This is a genomic window from Spirillospora sp. NPDC046719, assembly GCF_040645715.1.
Classification (GTDB): Bacteria; Actinomycetota; Actinomycetes; order Streptosporangiales; family Streptosporangiaceae; genus Spirillospora.
In genome coordinates this window covers 1-5,335 of sequence record NZ_JBEYYT010000549.1, presented here as the reverse complement: position 1 = coordinate 5,335, position 5,335 = coordinate 1, and the positions used below count along the sequence as shown (strand labels likewise).

At 73.8% G+C, this 5,335-nt stretch carries 4 protein-coding genes; 3 read left to right on the top strand and 1 reads right to left on the bottom strand.

Annotated features, from left to right (window positions below; all coding sequences use genetic code 11):
- A partial coding sequence (locus ABZ914_RS45690; protein ID WP_500200928.1) for a SpoIIE family protein phosphatase occupies positions 1–1,158 on the bottom strand: 1,158 nt, incomplete at its 3' end.
- 217 nt (positions 1,159–1,375) lie between these two features.
- Between ABZ914_RS45690 and ABZ914_RS45685 the strand changes: the two genes are divergently transcribed.
- From ABZ914_RS45685 to ABZ914_RS45675, 3 genes are all read left to right on the top strand, one after another.
- Positions 1,376–2,485, top strand: coding sequence for a M24 family metallopeptidase (locus tag ABZ914_RS45685; RefSeq protein WP_347256981.1), 1,110 nt, complete (start codon positions 1,376–1,378; stop codon positions 2,483–2,485).
- A 232-nt stretch (positions 2,486–2,717) separates the two neighbouring features.
- Entirely contained in the window at positions 2,718–3,947 is a 1,230-nt protein-coding gene (locus ABZ914_RS45680; protein ID WP_433251944.1) for an ABC transporter ATP-binding protein, read from the top strand.
- Entirely contained in the window at positions 3,944–5,281 is a 1,338-nt protein-coding gene (locus tag ABZ914_RS45675; RefSeq protein ID WP_500200927.1) for an ABC transporter substrate-binding protein, read from the top strand. The genes ABZ914_RS45680 and ABZ914_RS45675 overlap by 4 nt, the downstream gene beginning before the upstream one ends.
- Positions 5,282–5,335: the final 54 nt, after the last annotated feature.

Here is a 5,335-nt window from a genome sequence, read left to right as displayed (position 1 = left end):
GGCGCTCGCGGTCAGCGGCCGGTCCCGCCCGCTCGCGGGCTCGTCGAGCGGCGTCCGGTTCAGCAGCATCCGGTTCAGCGCCGCCAGCAGCCGGTCGGGCGGCGCGCCGGTGCAGGCCAGGCCGCTGAGCGCGTTGCGGACGCGCGCCATCCCGGCCGCGGCGGGCGGCCCGTGCCCGGCCACGTCGCCGATCGCGAGGAAGACCTCGCCGCCGGACAGCGGGGTCGCCTCGTACCAGTCGCCGCCGACCCGCGTCGCGCCGCACGCGGGCAGGTAGCGGACGGCGGCGCGCAGCCCCGGCAGGTCGCGCGGGCCGCGGGGGAGCGGCAGCAGCGCGCGCTGCAGTTCCACGGCGGTGCGCCGCTCCTCGGCGACGCGGCGGCGCTGCCGCACCAGTTGGAGCCGGGTGGCCGCCAGCAGCTCGTCGCAGCGGCCGCGCGAGGCGTCCTGGAAGACGGCGCGCAGCGCGACGGGTTCGCCGCGGGCGTCCAGGACCGGCTCGGCCATCGCGCGCAGGTGCCGGACGGCGCCCCCGGCGCGGACGCGGAACTCCGCGTCGGCGGGCTCGCGGCGGCCGAGCAGGGCGCGTGTGAAGTGCTCGGCGTGCCGCAGGTCGGCGGGGACGACGTGCTCGGCGAGCCGGTCCAGGGCCACCGGCCCGGCGGCGGGGTCCCGCCCGAACAGCTCGTACAGCCCGGCGGACCAGCGGGCCCCGCCGGTGGCCAGGTCCCAGCGGCCCCAGCCGAGGCCGCCGAGCCGCTCGATGAGCGCGAGCCGGGTGGCGGGATCGGCGTCGTCCTCCGGGCCGGCGGGGTCGCCGGGGGAAGTGGTGCGCGGAAGCGGCACGTCGCCGTGGTCCGGAGCCCGGCCGGACGCCGGCGCGGCAGAGAGGCGGGCCTGGGCCGGTGCGTTCGGGGCGGCGCCGAGCAGCAGCGCGGCGGCCGTCTCGGGTTCCACGCCGGCTCCGGCGGCGAGCTCCAGCAGCCGGTCGTAGGCGGTCTCCACGTCGCAGCCGAACCGCTCCGCCAGCACGCCCTTGGCCTGCTCGACGGTGGCCTGTCCAGCAGGGGCCTGCTCGGCGGCGGGCCGCTCGGCGAGGGCGGGGACGCGGGCCGCCGACGTATCCTCGCGTCCGGCGGTGTCTCGGGTGCGCCGCATCGGCTCAGCCGCGGCGCGGCGGCGCGGGCGGGCCGGGGCGGCGGCCCGGCGGCGTTGTTGGGATCCTGGTGCGGTATCCGAGGCGGTGCGAACTGTGTCGGAGCACGGACAGAATGTAACAGGAGCAGGTCACAGGGGAGGAGGAAGCGGTGATCCGCGGCGCGGCCCACGCCCGGCGGCGGGGCGGCCCGGCACCGCGACCGGTATGGAGACGGATGTGACAACGGAGTTGTATCCGCGCGAGCGGCTGGGGCGGGTGCGCGAGGCGACCGCGAAGGCGGGCCTCGGCGCGGTCCTGCTGACGCCCGGCCCGGACCTGCGCTACGTCACCGGCTACGACGCCAAGCAGCTCGAGCGGCTCACCTGCCTGGTGGTGCCGGCGGACGGCGAGGCGTTCCTGGTCGTGCCGCGGCTGGAGCTGCCGGCGGCGCAGGAGTCGCCCGCCGGCTCGCTCGGCGTGGAACTGGTCCCATGGGACGAGACCGACGACCCGTACGCGCTGGTCGCCCGCCGCCTGCCGGGCGGCCTGGCGTCGGTGGGCGTGGCCGACCGGATGTGGGCGGTGATGGCGCTGCGGTTCCGCGCCGCGATGCCGGGCGCCGAGCAGGTCGCGGCGGGCGGCGTGCTGCGGGAGCTGCGGATGCGCAAGAGCGCGGCCGAGGTCGCCGCGCTGCGCGAGGCCGGCGCGGCGATCGACCGGGTGCACCGGCGCGTGCCGGAGTTCCTGCGGGCCGGCCGGACGGAGCGGGAGGTCGGCCGGGACATCGCCGACGCGATCATCGCGGAGGGCCACGAGGCCGTCGACTTCGTCATCGTCGGGTCGGGCCCGAACGGCGCGAACCCGCACGCGGAGCTGTCGGACCGGGTGATCCGCGCGGGCGAGCCGGTGGTGGTCGACATCGGCGGGACGATGCCGAGCGGCTACTGCTCGGACTCCACCCGCAACTACTGCGTGGGCGAGCCGCCCGCCGACTACGCCGCCTACTTCGCGGTGCTGGAGGAGGCGCAGCGGCTGTCCCGCGAGGCGGTCCGGCCGGGCGTGACGCCGGAGGCGGTGGACGCGGCGGCCCGCGACGTCATCGCGGCGGCGGGGCACGGCGAGCACTTCTTCCACCGCACCGGGCACGGCATCGGCCTGGAGTCGCACGAGGACCCGTACATCGTGGCGGGCAACCGCGAGCCGCTGGAGCCGGGAATGGCGTTCTCGATCGAGCCCGGCATCTACCCGGGCCCGCACGGCGCGCGCATCGAGGACATCGTCGTGTGCACCGAGGACGGCCACGAGCCGATGAACGTGACGGAGCGGGGCCTGGTGGTCGTCGGCTGAACCTCCGGCCTCCCGGGGCCTCCGGGGTGTGAGGGCGCGAAGGCGCGGACGTTTTCGTCCGCGCCTTCTGCTTGTTTTCGGTCGGCGGAAAATGACCCGGAAACAGGCCGGTAACGATCTCTGTACTAAATGCGCCAGCCGGTGCCGCGTGTATTGCGGTCCGGCCGTCCCGCCATGTACCACCTTGTTTCGAGTTACGCCGGGGTAGCGCTTGTCGAGCAGAGGAGACGCCGTGGCAGAGGTCGACCTGACCAGCGTCGGGAAGGTCTATCCCGACGGGACGCGGGCCGTGACCGACCTGAACCTCAGCATCGCCGACGGGGAGTTCCTGGTGCTGGTCGGACCGTCCGGCTGCGGCAAGACCACCGCCCTGCGGATGGTCGCCGGCCTGGAGGACATCTCCGAGGGCACCGTCACGATCGGCGGCCGCGTCGTCAACCGGGTCCCCGCCCGCGACCGCGACGTCGCCATGGTCTTCCAGAGCTACGCGCTCTACCCGCACCTGTCGGTGCGGGACAACATCGGGTTCGGGCTGTCGCTGCGCAAGCTGCCCAAGGCCGAGATCCGCGAGAAGGTCGACCGCGCCGCGGAGATCCTCGGCCTGACCGACCACCTGGACCGCAAGCCGCGCAACCTGTCGGGCGGCCAGCGCCAGCGGGTGGCGATGGGCCGCGCGATCGTCCGCGAGCCGCAGGCGTTCCTGATGGACGAGCCGCTGTCCAACCTCGACGCCAAGCTGCGCGTCCAGATGCGCGCGGAGATCGCCCGCATCCAGCGCGACCTCGGCGTCACCACGATCTACGTCACGCACGACCAGACCGAGGCGATGACGCTCGGCGACCGGGTCGCGGTGATGAAGAAGGGCGAGCTCCAGCAGGTGGCACCGCCGCAGGAGCTCTACGACCGGCCGGCGAACCTGTTCGTCGCCGGCTTCATCGGCTCACCCGCCATGAACCTGCTGCACGGCGCGCTGTCCGGGGACGCGGCGAACCCGCGCCTGGAGATCGGCGGCCAGACCCTGACGCTGCCGGCCGCGGTGCTGCAAGAGCGCCCCGGTCTCGCCTCCTACCTCGGGCGCGACGTCGTCGTCGGGATCCGTCCCGAGGACATGGAGGACTCCGAGCTCGTGGAGACGCCCGAAGGGTCCGGGCTCACCTCCACCGCCGACCTCGTGGAGGCGATGGGCTCGGACGTGCTGGTCCATTTCGCGGTCGAGGCCGCCCAGGTCGTCACCGAGGACACCAAGGAGCTCGCCCGCGACGCGGGGACCGACGTGCTGGGGCACATGGAGCGGCCCCGCACGGACCTGGTCGCGCGGTTCAGCCCCCGCACCCGCGTGAAGGTCGGCGACCCGGTGACGATCCGCGTCGACACCGGTCGCCTGCACTTCTTCGATATCGAGTCCGGCGCGTCGATCTGGGGATCGGACGCGGCCGGTTCGCTCAGGAAGGATGAGGGATGAGGGTCAGCAGAGGGATGGGCCACCGGACGGTGGGCGCCGCCGTCGCGGCGGGGCTGCTGCTGTCGGCCGCGGCCGCGTGCGGCGGTGGCGACGACGACAAGGGCGGCGGCTCGAAGACCTCCGGGGGGACGGAGCTGAAGGGCGTCACCGTCTCGGTGGCCGCCAAGTGGACCGGGACGGAGGAGACCAACTTCCGCAAGGTCCTGCAGGCGTTCGAGAAGCAGACGGGCGCGACCGTCCAGTACGCCTCGACCGGTGAGAACACCGACGCCTACCTCGGGCCGAAGCTGGCCGCGCACAACCCGCCGGACGTGGCGATCCTGCCGCAGCCGGGCCTGATGCAGCAGTACGCCGCCAAGGGCCAGCTGAAGCCGCTGGCCGACGACGTGGTGTCGGAGGTGTCGCAGAACTTCTCGCCGTACTGGAAGGACCTCGGCTCCTACCAGGGCAAGACCTACGGCGTGATCGCCAAGGCGGCCTACAAGTCGATCATCTGGTACCGGCCGCAGGCGTTCTCCGACGCGGGCGTCCAGCCCCCGGCGGCCTGGGCCGACCTGGTGAAGGACGCCGGCACGCTGCAGGACTCGGGCACCACCCCGTTCACGCTGGCCGCCGGCCCCCAGGACTCCTGGACGCTGACCGACTGGTTCGAGAACGTCTACCTCTCGCAGGCCGGCCCGGACAACTACGACAAGCTGGCCAAGCACGAGATCAAGTGGACGGACCCGACGGTCGCCAAGGCGCTGCAGACGCTCGCCGAGATCTGGGGCAAGCCGCAGTTCCTCAACGGCGGCGTCGCCACCGCGACCAAGACCAAGTTCGACGAGTCGATCACGCAGGTCTTCGGCCAGAACAAGGCCGCGATGGCCTACGGCGGCGACTTCGCCGCGGCCAACATCGGCACCACCAAGGCCAAGGTCGGCACCGACGCGAAGGTGTTCGCCTTCCCGAAGGCCGGCGACACCGCCCCGGCGGTCATCGGCGGTGACGTCGCGGTCGCGATGAAGGACGGCAAGGGCGCGCAGGCGCTGATGAAGTTCCTCGCCTCCGCGGACGCCGGCAAGGTCTGGGCCGGGCTCGGCGGCTACCTGACGCCGAACAAGTCCGTCCCGCCGGACGCCTACTCCGACCCGATCGCCAAGCAGCTGATCCAGCAGATGCAGCAGGCCGGCGACGCCGCCCGCTACGACATGTCCGACCTCGCGCCCGCCGCGTTCGGCGCGACGCCGGGCGCCGGCGAGTGGGAGGCGCTGCGCCAGTTCGTGAGCAAGCCGACCGACGTCAAGGGGACGCAGGCCAAGCTGGAGGCCGCGGCCGCCAAGGCGTTCAAGTAGGGGAGCGGACACCCCGGATGAAGCCTACGAATGAGGGGGTGCCGCCGGCCGCGA

What these genes read in the sequence shown, in the direction of transcription:
- ABZ914_RS45675 (WP_500200927.1), top strand. Translation starts at nt 3,944, where the DNA reads ATGAGGGTCAGCAGAGGGATGGGCCACCGGACGGTGGGCGCCGCCGTC.